Annotated in this window: 15 protein-coding genes and 1 pseudogene; 11 read left to right on the top strand and 5 right to left on the bottom strand. The window is 51.2% G+C overall.

The genetic code is table 11. From position 1 onward, the window contains the following. The first annotated feature begins 15 nt into the window (after positions 1 to 15). The 4 genes and pseudogenes from fruA (at position 16) to ACJHWK_RS00240 (ending at position 5342) form a co-directional block, all read left to right on the top strand. The gene (gene fruA, locus ACJHWK_RS00255) at positions 16 to 1707 is read left to right on the top strand and encodes a PTS fructose transporter subunit IIBC (protein ID WP_000854461.1); all 1692 of its coding nucleotides are present in this window, start codon (positions 16 to 18) and stop codon (positions 1705 to 1707) included. A gap of 423 nt (positions 1708 to 2130) precedes the next feature. After that, positions 2131 to 3072, top strand: coding sequence for a pseudouridine kinase (locus ACJHWK_RS00250; RefSeq protein WP_001520861.1), 942 nt, complete (start codon positions 2131 to 2133; stop codon positions 3070 to 3072). Then, positions 3060 to 3998, top strand: a complete 939-nt coding sequence (gene psuG / locus ACJHWK_RS00245) for a pseudouridine-5'-phosphate glycosidase (protein WP_410234787.1) — start codon at positions 3060 to 3062, stop codon at positions 3996 to 3998. The genes ACJHWK_RS00250 and psuG overlap by 13 nt, the downstream gene beginning before the upstream one ends. 93 nt (positions 3999 to 4091) lie before the next feature. Then, a pseudogene (locus tag ACJHWK_RS00240) lies at positions 4092 to 5342 on the top strand (NupC/NupG family nucleoside CNT transporter). A gap of 67 nt (positions 5343 to 5409) precedes the next feature. On the opposite strand, the gene ACJHWK_RS00235 reads toward ACJHWK_RS00240, so the two are convergent. Next, complete coding sequence (locus ACJHWK_RS00235) at positions 5410 to 6108, bottom strand: transcriptional regulator YeiL (protein ID WP_000658598.1); 699 nt, start codon at positions 6106 to 6108, stop codon at positions 5410 to 5412. 129 nt (positions 6109 to 6237) lie between these two features. On the opposite strand from ACJHWK_RS00235, the gene rihB reads away from it, so the two are divergent. Further along, entirely contained in the window at positions 6238 to 7179 is a 942-nt protein-coding gene (gene rihB / locus ACJHWK_RS00230) for a ribosylpyrimidine nucleosidase (protein WP_001520858.1), read from the top strand. 99 nt (positions 7180 to 7278) lie between these two features. Next, positions 7279 to 8529, top strand: a complete 1251-nt coding sequence (locus ACJHWK_RS00225) for a NupC/NupG family nucleoside CNT transporter (RefSeq protein ID WP_000382942.1) — start codon at positions 7279 to 7281, stop codon at positions 8527 to 8529. A 55-nt stretch (positions 8530 to 8584) separates the two neighbouring features. Here the strand turns inward: ACJHWK_RS00225 and ACJHWK_RS00220 are convergent, their stop codons facing one another. The 3 genes from ACJHWK_RS00220 to ACJHWK_RS00210 all read right to left on the bottom strand — a co-directional run bounded on the left by ACJHWK_RS00220 (position 8585) and on the right by ACJHWK_RS00210 (position 11656). Beyond that, positions 8585 to 9673 (bottom strand): sugar kinase, encoded by a 1089-nt coding sequence (locus ACJHWK_RS00220; protein ID WP_001520856.1) that lies wholly within the window; start codon positions 9671 to 9673, stop codon positions 8585 to 8587. A 2-nt stretch (positions 9674 to 9675) separates the two neighbouring features. Next, positions 9676 to 10533 carry a deoxyribonuclease IV gene (gene nfo / locus ACJHWK_RS00215; RefSeq protein WP_000873880.1) on the bottom strand — a complete coding sequence of 286 codons (858 nt, stop codon included), beginning with the start codon at positions 10531 to 10533 and terminating at the stop codon, positions 9676 to 9678. A gap of 73 nt (positions 10534 to 10606) precedes the next feature. Next, positions 10607 to 11656: a YeiH family protein gene (locus ACJHWK_RS00210; RefSeq protein WP_000182053.1), complete on the bottom strand. Its 1050-nt coding sequence runs from the start codon at positions 11654 to 11656 to the stop codon at positions 10607 to 10609. Positions 11657 to 11754: 98 nt separating this feature from the next. Between ACJHWK_RS00210 and yieE the strand changes: the two genes are divergently transcribed. The 3 genes from yieE (at position 11755) to cirA (ending at position 16581) form a co-directional block, all read left to right on the top strand. Continuing rightward, positions 11755 to 12636, top strand: a complete 882-nt coding sequence (gene yieE / locus ACJHWK_RS00205; RefSeq protein ID WP_000548286.1) for a DNA-binding transcriptional regulator YeiE — start codon at positions 11755 to 11757, stop codon at positions 12634 to 12636. A 204-nt stretch (positions 12637 to 12840) separates the two neighbouring features. Next, entirely contained in the window at positions 12841 to 14310 is a 1470-nt protein-coding gene (gene lysP / locus ACJHWK_RS00200; protein WP_000253273.1) for a lysine-specific permease, read from the top strand. Positions 14311 to 14601: 291 nt separating this feature from the next. Further along, positions 14602 to 16581 (top strand): catecholate siderophore receptor CirA, encoded by a 1980-nt coding sequence (gene cirA / locus ACJHWK_RS00195; RefSeq protein ID WP_170886093.1) that lies wholly within the window; start codon positions 14602 to 14604, stop codon positions 16579 to 16581. A 30-nt stretch (positions 16582 to 16611) separates the two neighbouring features. On the opposite strand, the gene yeiG is transcribed toward cirA, so the two are convergent. Then, positions 16612 to 17448 (bottom strand): S-formylglutathione hydrolase, encoded by an 837-nt coding sequence (gene yeiG, locus ACJHWK_RS00190; protein WP_021517208.1) that lies wholly within the window; start codon positions 17446 to 17448, stop codon positions 16612 to 16614. Between the two features lie 257 nt (positions 17449 to 17705). On the opposite strand from yeiG, the gene folE reads away from it, so the two are divergent. Further along, positions 17706 to 18374, top strand: coding sequence for a GTP cyclohydrolase I FolE (gene folE / locus ACJHWK_RS00185; RefSeq protein ID WP_001139613.1), 669 nt, complete (start codon positions 17706 to 17708; stop codon positions 18372 to 18374). Between the two features lie 16 nt (positions 18375 to 18390). Then, positions 18391 to 19548, top strand: coding sequence for a DUF418 domain-containing protein YeiB (gene yeiB, locus ACJHWK_RS00180; RefSeq protein ID WP_021517207.1), 1158 nt, complete (start codon positions 18391 to 18393; stop codon positions 19546 to 19548). Positions 19549 to 19662: the final 114 nt, after the last annotated feature.

Below are 19662 nucleotides of genomic sequence, written 5' to 3'. Positions count from 1 at the left end.
AGCAGGAGAGGCATAATGAAAACGCTGCTGATTATTGACGCTAATCTCGGTCAGGCACGCGCCTATATGGCGAAGACCCTGCTGGGCGCGGCGGCGCGAAAAGCAAAACTGGAAATCATCGACAATCCGAACGACGCTGAAATGGCGATTGTTCTCGGTGATTCCATCCCGAACGACAGCGCGCTGAACGGTAAAAATGTCTGGCTGGGCGATATTTCCCGGGCAGTTGCGCACCCTGAGCTGTTCCTGAGTGAAGCCAAAGGCCATGCGAAACCTTACACTGCGCCGGTCTCTGCGACAGCACCGGTTGCCGCCAGCGGTCCGAAACGCGTAGTTGCGGTGACTGCTTGCCCGACTGGCGTAGCACACACCTTTATGGCGGCTGAAGCCATTGAAACCGAAGCGAAAAAACGTGGCTGGTGGGTGAAAGTTGAAACCCGTGGTTCTGTTGGCGCGGGTAATGCAATCACCCCTGAAGAAGTAGCCGCAGCGGATCTGGTGATTGTGGCGGCAGATATTGAAGTGGATCTGGCGAAATTTGCTGGTAAACCGATGTATCGTACCTCTACCGGTCTGGCGCTGAAGAAAACCGCGCAGGAACTGGATAAAGCGGTTGCTGAAGCAACGCCGTATGAACCGGCGGGCAAAACTCAAACAGCGACCACTGAAGGTAAGAAAGAGAGTGCAGGCGCTTACCGTCACTTGCTGACGGGCGTCTCTTACATGCTGCCGATGGTCGTTGCAGGTGGTCTGTGTATCGCGCTTTCTTTTGCTTTTGGTATCGAAGCGTTTAAAGAGCCGGGTACGTTGGCTGCGGCGCTGATGCAGATTGGTGGTGGTTCAGCCTTTGCGCTGATGGTGCCGGTACTGGCAGGTTATATTGCCTTTTCCATTGCCGATCGTCCGGGTCTCACGCCGGGTCTGATTGGCGGTATGCTGGCGGTCAGCACCGGTTCTGGCTTCATTGGCGGTATTATTGCGGGCTTCCTGGCTGGTTACATTGCGAAGTTAATCAGTACGCAATTGAAACTGCCGCAGAGTATGGAGGCGCTGAAACCGATCCTGATCATTCCGCTAATTTCCAGTCTGGTGGTCGGTCTGGCGATGATTTACCTGATCGGTAAACCGGTTGCTGGCATTCTCGAAGGGTTGACTCACTGGCTGCAGACCATGGGGACTGCGAATGCGGTTCTGCTGGGGGCGATCCTCGGTGGCATGATGTGTACTGACATGGGCGGTCCGGTAAACAAAGCAGCGTACGCATTCGGTGTGGGTCTGCTGAGTACTCAAACCTATGGCCCGATGGCGGCGATTATGGCGGCAGGTATGGTGCCACCGCTGGCAATGGGTCTGGCAACAATGGTGGCGCGTCGCAAATTCGACAAAGCGCAGCAGGAAGGGGGCAAAGCCGCTCTGGTACTGGGACTGTGCTTCATTTCGGAAGGTGCAATTCCGTTTGCTGCTCGTGATCCGATGCGTGTGCTGCCGTGCTGTATCGTGGGTGGGGCGCTGACTGGCGCAATCTCAATGGCGATTGGTGCGAAACTGATGGCACCGCACGGTGGTCTGTTTGTTCTGCTGATCCCTGGCGCGATTACGCCGGTATTGGGTTACCTGGTAGCCATTATTGCCGGTACGCTGGTGGCGGGTTTGGCCTATGCCTTCCTGAAACGTCCGGAAGTGGACGCAGTAGCGAAAGCAGCGTAATAAAAGGTGTGTTCCAGGGCAGAAATTTCCTGCCCTGGAACATTTGATGAGCGCAAAGGGAATGACCGGTTTGTGAATGTAATTTTATGAATTTAAATGGTTTTATCTTTCAGTAGAAACCTGAAACGTTCATCAAACACTAAGGTTATTTCCTCAAGGGCAGATTAATTTCTGCCCTTTTTTATTGTTCCTGTTCTGTGCATCCCGTCACAAATTCCCCGTTTTTGTAATTCAGGCATTTAATCGCGTTTTGTGAGCCTGCTCAAATCTGCCCATTTTGCCTCTCTGGCGGTAATTTACTTTACGTAAAACATGCATACTATGAGCACATGTTTAAATATGAACACATGTTTAAACCGTCTTTGCAGTATCAATATTCTTGTGGATTGACAGGGTTGGTAATTTTTTACCAGAGGACGTGCTATGCGCGAAAAGGATTATGTCGTAATTATAGGTTCGGCGAATATTGATGTCGCCGGATATTCACATGAATCATTAAATTATGCGGATTCAAATCCAGGTAAAATAAAATTTACGCCTGGTGGAGTCGGGCGCAATATTGCACAAAATCTAGCGTTGCTGGGGAACAAAGCCTGGCTAATGAGCGCAGTAGGCAGTGACTTTTATGGTCAATCGCTGCTAACGCAAACCAATCAATCTGGCGTTTATGTCGATAAATGCCTGATTGTGCCGGGAGAAAATACGTCAAGCTATTTATCATTACTCGATAATACCGGTGAAATGCTGGTTGCTATAAATGACATGAATATTAGCAACGCTATTACAGCTGAATATCTCGCACAGCACGGTGAATTTATTCAGAGGGCAAAGGTCATTGTCGCAGACTGTAATATCAGTGAAGAGGCACTGGCATGGATTCTGGATAATGCCGCCAATGTACCTGTATTTGTCGATCCGGTTTCCGCATGGAAATGTGTCAAAGTGCGCGACCGTCTAAATCAAATCCACACTCTCAAGCCAAACCGCCTTGAAGCGGAAACCCTGAGTGGGATTGCTTTGTCAGGGCGTGAAGATGTGGCAATAGTTGCTGCCTGGTTCCATCAACATGGCCTGAACCGACTGGTATTGAGCATGGGCGGCGACGGCGTTTATTACAGTGATATCAGCGGTGAAAGTGGTTGGTCTGCGCCGATCAAAACCAATGTCATTAATGTTACCGGAGCGGGCGATGCCATGATGGCGGGACTTGCTTCGTGTTGGGTAGACGGAATGCCGTTTGCCGAATCTGTTCGTTTCGCACAGGGATGTTCGTCAATGGCGCTCTCCTGTGAATACACCAATAACCCCGATTTATCGATTGCCAACGTTATATCGTTAGTGGAGAACGCCGAATGTCTGAATTAAAAATTCCCCCTGAATTATTACAAATTTCCCCGGAAGTGCAGGACGCTTTAAAAAAAAAAAAACCGGTTGTGGCGCTGGAATCGACCATTATTTCTCACGGGATGCCGTTCCCACAAAATGCCCAGACCGCAATTGAAGTTGAAGAAACTATTCGTAAACAGGGCGCTGTACCTGCCACTATCGCCATTATTGGCGGCGTGATGAAAGTGGGTTTAAGCAAAGAAGAAATTGAATTGCTGGGTCGTGAAGGGCATAACGTGACCAAAGTTAGTCGTCGCGATTTACCTTTTGTTGTTGCCGTCGGAAAAAATGGCGCAACTACCGTTGCTTCAACGATGATTATTGCGGCGCTTGCCGGAATTAAAGTATTTGCCACCGGGGGAATTGGTGGTGTGCATCGCGGGGCGGAACATACCTTCGATATTTCTGCCGATTTGCAAGAGCTGGCAAATACTAATGTCACCGTTGTTTGTGCCGGGGCGAAATCTATTCTCGATTTAGGATTAACCACTGAGTATTTAGAAACTTTCGGTGTACCGCTAATTGGCTATCAGACCAAAGCGCTGCCTGCGTTTTTCTGCCGCACCAGCCCGTTTGACGTGAGCATTCGTCTCGACAGCGCCAGCGAAATTGCCCGTGCAATGGCGGTGAAATGGCAAAGCGGGCTGAACGGTGGCCTCGTGGTAGCGAACCCGATCCCGGAACAGTTTGCTATGCCGGAACACACTATCAATGCGGCGATCGATCAGGCGGTAGCTGAAGCTGAAGCGCAGGGTGTTATTGGTAAAGAAAGTACGCCATTCCTGCTGGCGCGCGTTGCTGAGTTGACCGGCGGTGACAGCCTGAAATCCAACATCCAGCTGGTGTTCAACAACGCCATCCTGGCGAGTGAAATAGCCAAAGAATACCAGCGTCTCGCGGGTTAATTTCTGACGGGCAGAAAGCCGTCGCCCGTACTGATCATACATACCAAAACCTGGCGCTGACGCCGGGTTTACTGGCATGAAGGGAAAATCATTATGGATATAATGAGAAGTGTTGTGGGGATGGTGGTGTTACTGGCAATAGCATTTTTGTTGTCAGTGAATAAAAAGAGCATCAGTTTGCGCACGGTTGGAGCCGCGTTGCTGCTACAAATCGCCATTGGCGGCATCATGCTCTATTTTCCACCAGGAAAATGGGCGGTAGAGCAGGCGGCATTAGGCGTACATAAAGTGATGTCTTACAGTGATGCCGGTAGCGCCTTCATTTTTGGTTCGTTGGTCGGGCCGAAAATGGATGTCCTCTTTGACGGTGCGGGTTTTACCTTCGCCTTTCGCGTACTCCCGGCGATTATCTTCGTCACTGCGCTCATCAGCCTGCTGTACTAGATTGGCGTGATGGGGCTGCTAATCCGCATTCTTGGCAGCATTTTTCAGAAAGCTCTCAACATCAGCAAAATCGAATCTTTTGTTGCGGTTACCACTATTTTCCTCGGGCAAAATGAGATCCCGGCGATCGTTAAACCGTTTATCGATCGCATGAATCGCAACGAGCTGTTTACCGCAATTTGTTGCGGGATGGCGTCCATTGCGGGTTCGATGATGATTGGTTATGCCGGAATGGGCGTACCAATTGACTACCTGTTAGCGGCATCGCTGATGGCGATCCCTGGTGGTATTTTGTTTGCACGTATTCTTAGTCCGGCAACCGAGCCTTCGCAGGTCACATTTGAAAATCTGTCGTTCAGCGAAACGCCGCCAAAAAGCTTTATCGAAGCAGCGGCGAGCGGTGCGATGACCGGGTTGAAAATCGCCGCTGGTGTAGCGACGGTGGTAATGGCGTTTGTCGCAATTATTGCGCTGATCAACGGCATTATCGGCGGAATTGGCGGCTGGTTTGGTTTCGCCAATGCCTCTCTGGAAAGTATTTTTGGCTATGTGCTGGCACCGCTGGCGTGGATCATGGGTGTGGACTGGAGTGATGCCAATCTTGCGGGTAGCCTGATTGGGCAGAAACTGGCGATTAACGAATTCGTCGCTTACCTGAGTTTCTCCCCATACCTGCAAACGGGCGGCACGCTGGAAGTGAAAACCATTGCGATTATCTCCTTTGCGCTTTGTGGTTTTGCTAACTTTGGTTCTATCGGTGTTGTCGTTGGCGCATTTTCGGCTATTTCGCCTAAACGCGCACCGGAAATCGCCCAGCTTGGTTTACGGGCGCTGGCAGCAGCAACGCTTTCCAACCTGATGAGCGCGACCATTGCCGGGTTCTTTATTGGTTTAGCTTGAGTTTCATTGCCGGATGTACGCGCTTATTTAGCGTCACATCCGGCAATCGCTCTATTGCAAATAATTTTTACTGCATCATCCCTGAGAATTTATTTTCCGGGTCCATCTCCAGTGCCAGTCCTGACAACTGCTTTCTGTTTTTAATTAGATACCCTTTCTTGCTTTTAATTAATAAACCGTCGTGAATGAATTGCGCTAGAACATATAAAAGATGTCGATAAGAAACGCCTAAATACTCTGCCGCTTGCGTATGCTTTTCGTGATAAAGATCACCTTCCTGCGAGAGTAATATAAAAGCTGCCAGGCGATTCACTAACGGAAATGATTGATTCTGAGTTAAAGAAACAATATTGCGATAATTTTTATGGCTTAAAGTAACGCAGAGTTTTCGTAAAAATAGCGTGTCGTTTAATAACAGCGGACGGTAATGTTTCATAGGGAGCGCAAGGCACCAACACTCTTCAATAGCCTGTACCGCACGCGGTTCATGGTCTTTGTCGATTAACTCAATCTCGCCAATAAAACAGGGAGCGGCAAAGAAATCGATCAGCGACACGCGACCATTAGCTAGCGTGGCGTAAAGCCTGGCGCGGCCTCGCGTCAGGTAAAACAGCCAGGACGGCTGTTGCCCTTCCTGCACAATGTAGTCACGCGCTAAAAAATGAAACAGCCGCGTATCGGCTGAAACATCCGTTGAAAAGCAATCCTTAAACGCGGATTCACTCATCAATTGCTGCTTAAGGTCATTATTGTGGATTTCTTTCACGATGTTTATCCGCTATGAGATTTCTCATATTTAGCATACTTACGCTGTTGTTAAGATTCAATCATCGGCCCGGTCGAATTTTCTTTGCTGTAGAAAAAATAACGCAACTGGAAACAGAGGAAATAAACAATGGAAAAGAGAAAAATTATTCTGGATTGTGATCCGGGTCATGATGATGCTATTGCCATAATGATGGCAGCGAAACATCCGGCAATAGATTTATTAGGCATCACCATTGTGGCGGGTAATCAGACGCTTGATAAAACATTAATTAATGGCCTGAATGTTTGCCAGAAACTGGAGATTAATGTTCCGGTTTATGCGGGGATGCCACAGCCCATTATGCGTCAACAAATCGTTGCCGACAATATTCATGGTGAAACAGGACTGGATGGCCCGGTATTCGAGCCGCTGACCCGCCAGGCAGAAAGTACCCATGCGGTGAAATACATCATTGATACCCTGATGGCAAGCGATGGCGATATCACTCTGGTGCCGGTTGGTCCACTTTCAAACATCGCGGTGGCAATGCGTATGCAACCCGCGATCCTGCCGAAAATCCGTGAAATTGTGCTGATGGGCGGCGCTTACGGTACTGGCAACTTTACGCCATCCGCCGAGTTCAACATCTTTGCTGACCCGGAAGCCGCACGCGTGGTGTTCACCTCCGGCGTTCCATTAGTGATGATGGGCCTCGATCTCACCAACCAGACCGTTTGCACCCCGGACGTGATTGCACGGATGGAAAGGGCAGGCGGCCCCGCCGGAGAGCTGTTCAGCGACATCATGAACTTCACTCTCAAAACGCAGTTCGAAAACTACGGCCTTGCTGGCGGCCCGGTGCATGACGCCACCTGCATCGGTTATCTGATTAACCCTGATGGCATTAAAACCCAGGAGATGTACGTCGACGTGGACGTTAACAGTGGCCCTTGCTATGGGCGTACCGTCTGCGACGAGCTGGGCGTTCTTGGCAAGCCCGCCAATACCAAAGTCGGCATCACTATTGATACCGACTGGTTCTGGGGATTAGTCGAAGAGTGCGTGCGCGGCTACATCAAAACCCATTAAGTGTTGATAACAAGCCGGGACAGTATCGCAAGATGCAGGCCCGGCTATTTCTGATGGGCAGAAAGCCGTCGCCCAAAATGACATGAAGAGATAATAACTATGGATGTCATGAGAAGTGTTCTGGGAATGGTGGTATTGCTGGCAATTGCGTTTTTGCTGTCAGTAAACAAGAAGAAGATCAGCCTGCGTACCGTTGGCGCGGCGTTAGTGTTACAGGTCGTGATTGGCGGCATTATGCTTTGGTTACCACCAGGGCGTTGGGTCGCAGAAAAAGTCGCTTTTGGCGTGCATAAAGTGATGGCGTACAGCGATGCAGGTAGCGCATTTATCTTTGGTTCTCTGGTCGGACCGAAAATGGATACCTTATTTGATGGCGCAGGATTTATCTTTGGTTTCAGGGTATTACCGGCAATTATCTTCGTTACAGCACTGGTGAGTATTCTCTACTACATCGGTGTGATGGGGATCTTAATTCGCATTCTCGGCGGTATCTTCCAGAAAGCATTAAATATCAGCAAGATCGAGTCATTCGTCGCGGTCACTACCATTTTCCTCGGGCAAAACGAAATTCCGGCAATCGTCAAACCCTTTATCGATCGTCTGAATCGCAATGAATTATTTACGGCTATTTGTAGTGGCATGGCCTCGATTGCTGGTTCGACAATGATTGGTTACGCCGCACTGGGCGTGCCTGTGGAATATCTGCTAGCGGCATCGTTAATGGCGATCCCCGGCGGGATCTTGTTTGCCCGCCTGTTAAGCCCGGCTACCGAATCTTCGCAGGTTTCCTTTAATAACCTCTCTTTCACCGAAACACCGCCAAAAAGCATTATTGAAGCCGCCGCTACAGGGGCTATGACCGGACTGAAAATCGCCGCAGGTGTGGCGACAGTGGTGATGGCATTTGTTGCAATAATTGCGTTGATTAACGGTATTATCGGCGGCGTTGGCGGCTGGTTTGGTTTTGAACATGCCTCGCTGGAGTCCATTTTAGGTTACCTGCTGGCCCCGCTGGCGTGGGTGATGGGGGTTGACTGGAGTGATGCGAATCTTGCCGGGAGTTTGATTGGACAGAAACTGGCGATTAATGAATTTGTCGCTTACCTCAATTTCTCACCTTATCTGCAAACAGCTGGCACTCTGGATGCTAAAACCGTGGCGATTATTTCCTTCGCGTTGTGCGGTTTCGCTAACTTTGGTTCTATCGGGGTGGTGGTGGGGGCGTTTTCTGCGGTTGCGCCACACCGTGCACCGGAAATCGCCCAGCTTGGTTTACGCGCGCTGGCGGCGGCGACACTTTCTAACCTGATGAGTGCCACCATTGCAGGATTCTTTATTGGCTTAGCGTAGTGCGCGAGTTATGAGCCGGATAAGACGCGGTCAAGCGTCGAATCCGGCAACATTGTTACACCATCGGCACTAATGAAAGCGCGTTATCGGCAGACAGGGTAGGGTTGTTTAAGCTGCCGCTGGCGCGTGAAATTGCCGCGCAGGCCATCGCAAAACGGGCGCTGTCACGGAAATTGTTTCCCTCCAGAAAGCTATATACCAGGCCCGCCATAAAACCATCGTCAGCACCAAAACTGTCTACTGTCGTATGCGCTGGCGCTGTCAGCAAAAATTGCTCTCCATCCTTTTCGCTGCAATAAACTGACTCATCGGGCAAATAAACAAACAGTTGCTGAACGCCTTGCTGATGCAACGCATTCACTGCGGCATTACGGTCAGCATCGCTGGTGATCGCCTGTCCCCATAAAATTTCCAGCTCCGGTAAAGTGGGTTTCAGGGTGTGAATATGCGCCAGCCAGTGTTTGATTTTGCCCGCTTTGAATTCTGAAACGGTATCGACAAACACCGGGATTTCATCAGCGAGGGTAAAGACCCACTCCAGCGCCTCGGCTGTCAGGTTGCAATCAGCCAGTACCACGCCCGCATGACGAAGTAAATCGCGCGACCCGTTCAGTAGTTGCGGTGTCAACTGATCCAGCAGATGGGTATCGTTAATCGCCAGCACGGTTTGATCGTCTCGATCGGCAATTGCCAGATACGTCGATGTGCTTTGGCCATGTAAACGAACGCAGCCGGAGACATTCACGCCGGCGCGGCGCGTTTCTTCCAGGAGCATTTCGCCATAAAAGTCATCGCCAATCACTGAAAGCAAATGGACGTCGCGGCCTAACAGCGCCAGATTGTGGGCGATATTGCGTCCAACGCCGCCTGCCGAGCAATGAATGGTACCGGGATGAGAAGCCGCTTGCGGGTAACGGATATCCGCCATCCCGCGAATATCCATATTGATTGTCCCCACCACTACGCAGTATTCCTGCTCGGTGAGAATGTAACCTTTGCCTTTAATCCGGCCTTTGCGCATTAAATCCATAATATGCGCCGCAACGCGCGAACGGCTGATTTGCAGCATATCCGCAATTTCGTTCTGCTGAATCAGCGGGTTACGCCGTAAAATTGCAAGGATCTCCTTCTCCCGGTTGTTCATCTTCAGGCTACCGCTTTTTCAGTTTGTTGCGCTTTCAGCCAGGCGATCTCTTCTGCCCAGATATCCGGGTTGATGGTTTCAAGGATCAGCGGAATGCCGTCGAAACGGTCGTCCTGCATGATCCAGCGGAACGCATCATGACCGATATTGCCTTCACCGAGGCTATGATGGCGGTCAACGCGGCTGCCAAAGGTGCTTTTCGCATCGTTAAGGTGCATCCCGCGCAGATACTTAAAGCCGACAATACGGGCAAAATCCGCGAACGTTTTCTCGCATTCGGCAGGAGTACGCAAATCATACCCGGCAGCAAAAGCATGGCAGGTATCAATGCAGACGCCGACGCGGGATTTATCTTCCACGCCGTCGATAATCGCCGCGAGATGTTCGAATTTAAACCCTAAGTTACTGCCCTGACCGGCGGTGTTTTCAATCACCGCGGTTACACCTTGAGTTTTATCCAGCGCAATGTTGATGGATTCGGCAATACGCGCAAGGCAATCCTCTTCTGAAATCTGCATCAGATGGCTGCCAGGGTGGAAGTTGAGCAAAGAAAGCCCCAGCTGTTCGCAACGCTGCATTTCATCTATAAACGCATCGCGCGATTTTTCCAGAGCTTCAGCGACCGGATGTCCGAGGTTAATCAGATAACTGTCGTGGGGAAGAATTTGCGCCGATGTGTAGTGATATTTTTCACAGGCGGCTTTGAATTCATCGATGGTTTGCGTCGTGAGCGGTGCGGCACGCCACTGACGTTGGTTTTTGGTGAACAAGGCAAACGCGGTTGCGTCGATTTCGGCGGCGCGAATTGCGGCATTTGCCAGACCGCCAGCAGCACTAACGTGCGCTCCAATGTATTTCATGCGAGGACTCCTGTTAAACCCGCTGGAGGAAAACGGTAATGATAGCGGGTTAACAGGAGCAAGATGTAGTGGTTTATGCGATGACGCTTTGAATCACATAGTTAATCGCACCACCACCAACAATCAGCCAGGCAAACAGTACCAGTGCCATCAGCAGAGGTTTCGCCCCGGCTTTTTTCAGCGCGCTGACGTGAGTGGTCAGACCCAGCGCCGCCATCGCCATTGCCAGCAGGAAGGTATCCAGCGTTACCAGCATGTTCACCACGCTCTGCGGTAACAGGTGGAACGAGTTAAAGATGGCAACTACGATGAACAAGATGGCAAACCACGGAATAGTGATTTTGCTTTTCTCGCCGCTGTTCGCCCCAGACAGCTGTTTAACACGCGCCGCCAGCAGGATGAGGAACGGAGCCAGCATCATCACGCGCAGCATTTTGGAAATAACTGCTGCGTTTTCTGCATCCGGGCTGATGGCATGACCTGCCGCCACCACCTGCGCCACTTCGTGCACAGTAGAACCAATGTAGATACCGAAAGTTTCCGGACTAAACCATTGAGACATCAGCGGATATATCGCCGGGTAGAGGAAAATCGCGACGGTCCCGAAGATAACAACGGTTGCAACAGCCACGGTTACTTTACTGGCTTCCGCTTTCACTACCGGCTCAGTCGCCAGTACCGCGGCAGCACCACAAATACTGCTACCGGCACCGATCAACCAGCTGGTGTGCTTATCCAGACCAAACACTTTCTGCCCCAGGAAGCAAGCCAGCAGGAAGGTACTGGACAGCGTCAACACGTCAATGATGATCCCACTGATACCGACATCGGCAATTTGCGAGAACGTCAGACGGAAGCCATAAAGAATGATACCCAGACGTAATAAATATTGCTTGGCAAACAGCACACCACCGTCACAGCTTTTCCAGATGTGCGGATAGATGGTGTTGCCTAAAACCATCCCCAACAAGATTGCGAGGGTGAGGGCACTAAACCCGGCACCCGCAACCGCGGGAATGGAACCACCCCACAGGGCGACCCCGGTGATAACTGCACTCAGGGCTAACCCCGGAATAAAATGCCACAGTGTACGATGTTGTTTCTGTAAGGTGATATTCGTCATAACCCTCTCCTTTAACCGGGCATAAGGTTACGACTAACTGGTTTAAAAATAAAATTGATTATATATTTATAATTAATCTTTATAAGTGGTAAGCGACTATGCACATCACCCTCCGGCAGTTGGAAGTTTTTGCAGAAGTATTGAAAAGTGGATCAACCACCCAGGCGTCGGTGATGCTGGCGTTGTCGCAATCAGCAGTGAGCGCAGCCTTGACCGACCTGGAAGGGCAGCTTGGCGTGCAACTGTTTGATCGCGTGGGGAAAAGACTGGTTGTTAATGAACACGGGCGGCTGCTCTATCCGCGCGCGTTGGCACTGCTTGAACAGGCGATCGAAATCGAACAACTGTTTCGCGAAGACAACGGTGCGATTCGTATCTATGCCAGTAGTACCATCGGTAACTACATTCTGCCTGCAGTTATCGCCCGTTATCGCCATGATTATCCGCAGTTGCCGATTGAACTTAGCGTTGGGAACAGCCAGGACGTGATGCAAGCGGTGCTGGATTTCCGCGTTGATATTGGCTTTATTGAAGGACCGTGCCACAGCACTGAAATCATCTCAGAACCGTGGCTGGAAGACGAGCTGGTGGTTTTCGCCGCGCCGACTTCGCCATTGGCTCGTGGACCTGTCACCTTAGAACAGCTGGCCGCTGCGCCGTGGATCCTGCGTGAACGCGGCTCCGGCACGCGGGAGATTGTCGATTATCTGTTGCTGTCACATTTACCGAAGTTTGAGATGGCGATGGAATTAGGTAACTCCGAGGCAATCAAACATGCGGTGCGTCATGGGTTGGGAATTAGTTGCCTGTCGCGACGGGTGATTGAAGATCAATTGCAGGCAGGCACATTAAGTGAAGTTGCGGTCCCTCTGCCGCGCCTGATGCGTACGTTGTGGCGTATACATCATCGGCAAAAACACCTTTCCAACGCGCTACGGCGCTTTCTGGACTATTGCGATCCCGCGAATGTACCGCGTTAAGTTGCTGTACAAGAACATGCTGGTGCTGTGTCGATTTCGTGACGCAGCGCCCTCAGCATGCATTCGCCAGAAAAGAGATTGGCTGCTTTACTTATAATCCCTGGGCGATCATGAAGGTGTCTTATAACCGTGTATTTCTGCCGGAAGGATTGCCAATCGTCTGCTACAATCGCGCCTCATTTTTAAGATGGATAGCATTTTTGTATGGTTTCCGAAACTAAAACCACAGAAGCGCCGGGCTTACGCCGTGAATTAAAGGCGCGTCACCTGACGATGATTGCCATTGGCGGTTCCATCGGTACAGGTCTTTTTGTTGCCTCTGGCGCAACGATTTCTCAGGCAGGTCCGGGCGGGGCATTGCTCTCGTATATGTTGATTGGCCTGATGGTTTACTTCCTGATGACCAGTCTCGGTGAACTGGCTGCATATATGCCGGTTTCCGGTTCGTTTGCCACTTATGGTCAGAACTATGTTGAAGAAGGCTTTGGCTTCGCGCTGGGCTGGAACTACTGGTACAACTGGGCGGTGACTATCGCCGTTGACCTGGTTGCAGCTCAGCTGGTCATGAGCTGGTGGTTCCCGGATACACCGGGCTGGATCTGGAGTGCGCTGTTCCTCGGCGTTATCTTCCTGCTGAACTACATCTCAGTTCGCGGCTTTGGTGAAGCGGAATACTGGTTCTCACTGATCAAAGTCACGACAGTTATTGTCTTTATCATCGTTGGCGTGCTGATGATTATCGGTATCTTCAAAGGCGCGCAGCCTGCGGGCTGGAGCAACTGGACAATCGGCGAAGCGCCGTTTGCTGGTGGTTTTGCGGCGATGATCGGCGTAGCTATGATTGTCGGCTTCTCTTTCCAGGGAACCGAGCTGATCGGTATTGCTGCAGGCGAGTCCGAAGATCCGGCGAAAAACATTCCACGCGCGGTACGTCAGGTGTTCTGGCGAATCCTGTTGTTCTATGTGTTCGCGATCCTGATTATCAGCCTGATTATTCCGTACACCGATCCGAGCCTGCTGCGTAACGATGTTAAAGACATCAGCGTCAGTCCGTTCACCCTGGTGTTCCAGCACGCGGGTCTGCTCTCTGCGGCGGCGGTGATGAACGCAGTTATTCTGACGGCGGTGCTGTCAGCGGGTAACTCCGGTATGTATGCGTCTACTCGTATGCTGTACACCCTGGCGTGTGACGGTAAAGCGCCGCGCATTTTCGCTAAACTGTCGCGTGGTGGCGTGCCGCGTAATGCGCTGTATGCGACGACGGTGATTGCCGGTCTGTGCTTCCTGACCTCCATGTTTGGCAACCAGACGGTATACCTGTGGCTGCTGAACACCTCCGGGATGACCGGTTTTATCGCCTGGCTGGGGATTGCCATTAGCCACTATCGCTTCCGTCGCGGTTACGTATTGCAGGGACACGACATTAACGATCTGCCGTACCGTTCAGGTTTCTTCCCATTGGGGCCGATCTTCGCATTCATTCTGTGTCTGATTATCACTTTGGGCCAGAACTACGAAGCGTTCCTTAAAGATACCATTGACTGGGGCGGCGTAGCGGCAACGTATATTGGTATCCCGCTGTTCCTGATTATTTGGTTCGGCTACAAGCTGATTAAAGGAACTCACTTCGTACGCTACAGTGAAATGAAGTTCCCGCAGAACGATAAGAAATAAGTTTCCTCCCTTCCTTGCTAAGCCCTCTCAACCGAGAGGGCTTTTTCAATTCCATTTCCCTGACAAATCATGCGGATATAAAATTTAACATTTGGATTGATAATTGTTATCGTTTGCATTATCGTTACGCCGCAATCAAAAAAGGCTGACAAATCAGAGGCTGTTCCGGCTTTCTGGGATGATCACCTGCATACAAATAAGTCCACCGCGATGCTGCCGTACGCAAGGGGACGTAAAGAAGATGTGAGCGATACCCATTTTATTTTCGTAGTTACCTCATGGAGATATGGAATGTTTAGGTTGAACCCTTTCGTACGGGTCGGGCTGTGTTTGTCCGCTATTTCTTGTGCATGGCCTGTGTTAGCGGTCGATGATGATGGCGAAACGATGGTTGTCACTGCATCTTCCGTTGAGCAAAACCTTAAAGATGCACCCGCCAGTATCAGCGTCATTACCCAGGAAGACCTGCAGCGAAAACCGGTACAGAATCTGAAGGATGTCCTCAAAGAAGTGCCTGGCGTACAACTGACGAACGAAGGGGATAACCGTAAGGGCGTTAGTATTCGTGGTCTTGACAGCAGCTACACCCTGATTCTCGTCGACGGTAAACGCGTTAACTCCCGCAATGCCGTCTTCCGCCACAATGATTTCGATCTGAACTGGATCCCGGTCGATTCCATCGAACGTATTGAAGTGGTCCGTGGCCCGATGTCGTCGCTGTACGGTTCCGATGCGCTCGGCGGTGTAGTGAATATCATCACCAAAAAAATCGGTCAGAAATGGTCGGGTACCGTTACCGTCGATACCACCATTCAGGAACATCGCGATCGCGGTGATACCTATAACGGTCAGTTCTTTACCAGCGGACCATTAATTGACGGTGTGCTGGGAATGAAAGCTTACGGCAGCCTGGCAAAACGTGAAAAGGATGACCCGCAAAACTCAACGACCACCGATACCGGAGAAACGCCGCGTATTGAAGGATTCTCCAGCCGCGACGGCAATGTCGAATTTGCCTGGACACCGAATCAAAATCACGATTTTACTGCCGGATACGGTTTCGACCGTCAGGATCGTGATTCCGACTCGCTGGACAAAAACCGCCTGGAACGCCAGAACTACTCCGTCAGCCATAATGGGCGTTGGGATTACGGCACCAGCGAACTGAAATACTACGGTGAGAAAGTCGAGAACAAAAACCCTGGCAACAGCAGCCCGATAACTTCCGAAAGCAATACGGTCGACGGCAAATACACGTTGCCGCTGACGGCGATTAATCAGTTTCTCACGGTTGGCGGTGAATGGCGTCACGACAAACTTAGCGATGCGGTGAACCTGACTGGGGGAACCAGCTCCAAAACGTCTGCCAGCCAGTACGCGCTGTTTGTGGAAGATGAATGGCGGATCTTCGAGCCGCTGGCGCTGACGACCGGCGTACGTATGGACGATCATGAAACCTACGGTGAACGCTGGAGTCCGCGTGCCTACCTGGTTTATAACGCCACCGACACCGTAACGGTAAAAGGGGGCTGGGCGACGGCATTTAAAGCACCTTCTCTGTTGCAACTTAGCCCTGACTGGACGAGCAATTCTTGCCGTGGCGCATGTAAGATTGTGGGTAGCCCGGATCTGAAACCAGAAACCAGCGAAAGTTGGGAACTGGGGCTTTACTACATGGGCGAAGACGGCTGGCTGGAAGGGGTGGAGTCCAGCGTTACCGTTTTCCGTAACGATGTGAAAGATCGTATCAGCATCAGCCGTACGTCTGACGTCAACGCTGCACCGGGCTACCAAAACTTTGTTGGTTTTACAGCGAACGGTGTGCCGGTATTCAGCTACTACAACGTTAACAAAGCACGTATTCAGGGCGTGGAAACCGAGCTGAAAATTCCGTTCAACGATGAATGGAAACTGTCACTCAACTACACCTACAACGATGGTCGTGATGTCAGCAACGGCGAAAATAAACCTTTATCCGATCTGCCGTTCCATACCGCTAACGGTACGCTGGACTGGAAACCGCTGGCGCTGGAAGACTGGTCATTCTATGTTTCTGGTCACTATACCGGGCAGAAACGCGCCGACAGCGCGACGGCTAAAACACCGGGCGGTTATACCATCTGGAATACCGGTGCGGCCTGGCAGGTGACTAAAGACGTCAAACTGCGCGCAGGCGTGCTGAACCTTGGCGACAAGGATCTCAGTCGTGACGATTACAGCTATAACGAAGACGGACGTCGTTACTTTATGGCAGTGGATTATCGCTTCTGATGAGAAGATGCCCGGCGAACCGGGCAGACTTTACTTCAGTAAATGTTGCGCATGGAAGCGCAAATGATCCTCTATAAAAGAGGCGATGAAGTAGTAACTGTGATCATATCTCGGCTGAATACGCAGCGTCATCGGCCACGCTTTCTGGCGCGCGGCTTCTGCCAGCACTGCGGGTTGCAGCTGGTCGGCAAGAAACTGATCATTATCACCCTGATCGATAAGCGTCGGGATCGCATCCTGCGCGTTACTGGCATACATCAGCGCACAACTGTCCCATTCCAGCCATGCATTTTTGTCCTCACCTAAATAGGTGCTAAACGCTTTAATGCCCCAGGGTACGCTGCATGGATTCACAATCGGCGCAAAGGCGGAAACGCTGGTGTATTTGCCCGGGTTTTTCAGCGCCATAATCAATGCACCGTGACCACCCATTGAATGACCGCTAATAGCGCAGCGGTCGCTGACATTAAATTGCGACTGAATCAGCGCCGGTAATTCATCGCGCAGATAATCATACATCCGGTAATGCGTCGCCCAAGGCGGTTGCGTGGCGTTAAGATAAAACCCCGCGCCCTGGCCTAAATCGTAGCCATCGTCGTTGGCAACCTGTTCGCCGCGCGGGCTGGTGTCTGGCATTACCAGTACAATCCCCAGTTCTGCCGCCACGCGCTGGGCACCCGCCTTGGTGGTGAAGTTATCGTCATTGCAGGTTAATCCGGAAAGCCAGTACAGCACTGGTGGCGGGGTGTGATCACGAGGTGGTGGGAGAAAGATACTGAACGTCATCGGGCAGTTTAAGGTACTGGAGTCGTGTCGCCAGCGTTGCTGCCAGCCTTCAAAACAGCGGTGCTCTTCGAGCATTTCCATGCGTGGCTCCTTGTTGTGTTGTTTGCAATTTCTTCATCATACCGTTTATTCAATGTGCTGTGAGTAACTTTCACTTCCGTATTTGCATAACGATGTTTTAACATCTGCTGATGAAAGGCAGCGGCAATTACAATAATTATCGCTGTGAATACTGGATTATGTGCGCCGCCTCACGCACAATAATCAGGCTGTAAATCAGCTTAATAACTTTGCCCCCACGCAGGGCGGAGGCGTCACACCTGCAGGAGAAATCATAAATGCCATCACTCAGTAAAGAAGCGGCCCTGGTTCATGAAGCGTTAGTTGCGCGAGGACTGGAAACACCGCTGCGCCCGCCCGTGCATGAAATGGATAACGAAACGCGCAAAAGCCTTATTGCTGGTCATATGACCGAAATCATGCAGCTGCTGAATCTCGACCTGGCTGATGACAGTTTGATGGAAACGCCGCATCGCATCGCTAAAATGTATGTCGATGAAATTTTCTCCGGTCTGGATTACGCCAATTTCCCGAAAATCACCCTCATTGAAAACAAAATGAAGGTCGATGAAATGGTCACCGTGCGCGATATCACCCTGACCAGCACCTGTGAACACCATTTTGTTACCATAGATGGCAAAGCGACGGTGGCTTATATCCCGAAAGATTCGGTGATCGGTCTGTCAAAAATTAACCGCATCGTGCAGTTCTTTGCCCAGCGTCCGCAGGTGCAGGAACGTCTGACCCAGCAAATTCTCATTGCGCTACAAACGCTGCTGGGCACCAATAACGTGGCTGTCTCTATCGACGCGGTGCATTACTGCGTGAAAGCGCGTGGCATCCGCGACGCAACCAGTGCCACAACAACGACCTCTCTTGGTGGATTGTTCAAATCCAGTCAGAATACGCGCCACGAATTTCTGCGCGCTGTGCGTCATCACAACTGATTAAAAGGCAGGAACCATGGAGCGCAACGTCACGCTCGATTTTGTTCGCGGCGTCGCCATTCTGGGGATCCTGCTATTAAACATCAGCGCCTTTGGGCTACCAAAGGCGGCTTATCTCAATCCCGCCTGGTACGGCGCTATTACGCCGCAGGATGCATGGACCTGGGCATTTCTCGATCTCATCGGCCAGGTGAAATTCCTCACGCTTTTTGCGCTGCTGTTTGGTGCTGGCCTGCAAATGTTGCTGCCCCGTGGCAGACGCTGGATCCAGTCGCGGTTAACGCTGTTAGTCTTGCTGGGCTTTATTCACGGTTTATTGTTCTGGGACGGCGATATTCTGCTGGCTTACGGGCTGGTGGGCTTAATCTGCTGGCGGCTGGTGCGCGATGCGCCATCAGTAAAAAGCCTGTTTAATACAGGCGTCATGCTTTATCTGGTGGGGCTTGGCGTTTTGATGTTATTGGGGCTGATTTCCGACAGCCAGACCAGCCGCGCCTGGACGCCGGATGCATCGGCTATTTTGTATGAAAAATACTGGAAGCTTCACGGCGGCGTTGAAGCGATCAGTAATCGTGCCGACGGTGTTGGCAACAGTTTACTGGCACTGGGCGCACAGTATGGCTGGCAACTGGCAGGGATGATGCTCATTGGTGCGGCGCTGATGCGCAGCGGCTGGCTGAAAGGGCAGTTCAGCTTACGTCACTATCGTCGTACTGGTTTTGTGCTGGTGGCGATTGGGGTGACCATTAACCTTCCTGCCATCGCCCTGCAATGGCAGCTGGACTGGGCGTATCGCTGGTGTGCCTTCTTACTTCAAATGCCGCGGGAACTGAGTGCGCCGTTTCAGGCGATTGGCTATGCGTCGCTGTTTTATGGCTTCTGGCCGCAATTAAGCCGCTTTAAGCTGGTACTGGCAATCGCCTGCGTCGGACGGATGGCACTGACCAACTATCTATTGCAAACGCTGATTTGTACCACGCTTTTTTACCACCTCGGTTTGTTTATGCTGTTTGACCGCCTGGAGCTGCTGGCGTTTGTTATTCCGGTATGGCTGGCGAATATCCTCTTCTCTGTTATCTGGCTGCGTTACTTCCGCCAGGGGCCGATGGAATGGCTCTGGCGTCAGTTAACTTTGCGTGCTGCCGGACCGGCAATATCTAAAACATCAAGATAACGATCTGGATCACATTCGTTAACAAAACGGCTGTAACCGTTTCCATTGCTGTGACTCGATTCACGAAGTCCTGTATTCAGTGCTGACAAAATAGCCGCCAGCAAGCAGTCATTT

Source organism: Escherichia sp. WS547, assembly GCF_046486065.1.
GTDB lineage: Bacteria > Pseudomonadota > Gammaproteobacteria > Enterobacterales > Enterobacteriaceae > Escherichia > Escherichia coli.
The sequence above is the reverse complement of the archived record's forward strand: the minus strand, read 5'-3'. Positions and strand labels throughout refer to the sequence as shown.